The following is a 1,691-nucleotide window of genomic DNA, read 5'->3' as shown; positions in this document are numbered from 1 at the left end:
CAAGGGGGGAGGGAAGTAAAGCCCAGCAATGACAGAGCAAGATGACCCCCTCCCGCATTCATCGCCTGACGCTGACGCATTTTCGCAATTACCGGGCGGCGGGGCTCGAGACGGCGGCTGACATGGTGGCGCTGGTCGGGCCCAATGGGGCGGGCAAGACCAATTGCATCGAGGCGATCTCGTTCCTGTCGCCGGGGCGCGGCCTGCGGCGCGCCACGCTGGAAGACGTCGCCGACAACCAGGGCGACGGCTCCTGGGCGGTGTCGGCGCAGGTCGAGGGCGCGCTGGGGCTGGCGACGCTCGGCACCGGCATCGATGCGCCGCGGCCCGACAGCTCCGTGAGCCGGCGCTGCCGCATCGACCGCGAGCCGGTCAATTCAGCCACCAGCTTCGGCGACCACATCCGCATGGTCTGGCTGACGCCGGCCATGGACGGGCTGTTCATGGGCGCGGCGTCCGAACGCCGGCGCTTCTTCGACCGCCTGGTGCTCGCCATTGACAGCGATCATTCCAGCCGCATCTCCGCGCTGGAACGCTCCCTGCGCTCGCGCAACCGCCTGCTCGAAACCCGCAACTACGACGACCATTGGTGTGACGCGATCGAGCGCGAAACCGCGGAGCTTGCGGTCGCGGTCGCGGCCACGCGCGGCCAGACCGCGGCAAGGCTCACCGGCATGCTCAACGCGCGCGCGCAAGCCTCCGCCTTTCCCTCGGCGCAGATCGCGCTCGACGGCTGGATGGAGAACGCGCTGCTCACGGAGACCGCGACATCGGTCGAGGACCGCTACCGGCAGATCCTGCGCGACAACCGTCCGCGCGATGCCATCGCCGGCCGCACCACCGACGGCCCGCATCTCACCGATCTCCAGGTGATCTATGCGCCCAAGAGCATGCCGGCACGCGACGCCTCGACCGGCGAGCAGAAGGCGCTGCTGATCGGCCTCGTGCTGGCGCATGCGACGCTGGTGGCGGAAATGACCGGCATCGTGCCGTTGCTGCTGCTCGACGAGGTCGTCGCGCATCTCGATCCGAACCGCCGCGCAGCGCTGTTCGACGAGCTGAAGAAGCTTGGCGCGCAGGTCTGGCTGACCGGCGCGGACCCGGCGGCGTTCGCCGAGATCGGCGCCGGAGGCGAAGTCTTCGACGTCGAGAGCGGACAGGTCTCCGCCCGACGCTAGAGGCGGCATTGAACCCGCTCGTTTCCGTCAGCGACTAGCTGCTTGTGGCCGCCGGCAGCGGCCATCGCGCGAATATCCCGGACACGCGCGATAGTCTTGGCAGATCCTTGGAGCATCGGCATGACGACGATGAGGCATGGGGCACAAGCTCCGGCACGATGGCAGCTGTTTGCGTGCGGCCTTGCGCTCGTCGCGAGCTGCGTGCTCGCGGCAAGCGCCGGCGCCTTCGTGTCCAATCTGCCGCCGCTGTTCTCGGCCGCGCTCACGTTGGACCCCGAGGCCCAACTGCCGGCGCCGACCCGCTTCAGCTATCGCGGCACCCACACCACCGTGATGCCCGGCGTCGAAAAGCCGCTGCGCACCAGGCTCGAGACCACCGTGCCCGCGGAGCTCGGCGACGTCCTCGCCTTCTATCGCACCGAGCTCGGAAAGCTCGGCTGGCAGGAACAGCCGGATGGCGCGACGATCGCAGCCGACCATGTCCTGCTCGCCTTCGCCTCTCCGCTCGGGCCC

1 protein-coding gene and 1 pseudogene are annotated in these 1,691 nt (G+C 69.1%); both read left to right on the top strand.

The genetic code is table 11. The features are described from left to right. Positions 1–41 precede the first annotated feature (41 nt). Positions 42–1,178, top strand: coding sequence for a DNA replication/repair protein RecF (gene recF / locus SE92_RS24485; protein WP_063199055.1), 1,137 nt, complete (start codon positions 42–44; stop codon positions 1,176–1,178). 120 nt (positions 1,179–1,298) lie between these two features. Continuing rightward, positions 1,299–1,691: pseudogene (locus SE92_RS37205) on the top strand (hypothetical protein); the annotation flags it as partial.

The organism is Bradyrhizobium sp. AT1 (assembly GCF_001590795.1).
Lineage (GTDB): Bacteria > Pseudomonadota > Alphaproteobacteria > Rhizobiales > Xanthobacteraceae > Bradyrhizobium.
This window is presented reverse-complemented; position numbering and strand designations above follow the sequence as displayed.

Bases quoted from the DNA above. Each gene is read 5' to 3' on its own strand.
- recF (WP_063199055.1), top strand. From the start codon at position 42: ATGACCCCCTCCCGCATTCATCGCCTGACGCTGACGCATTTTCGCAAT.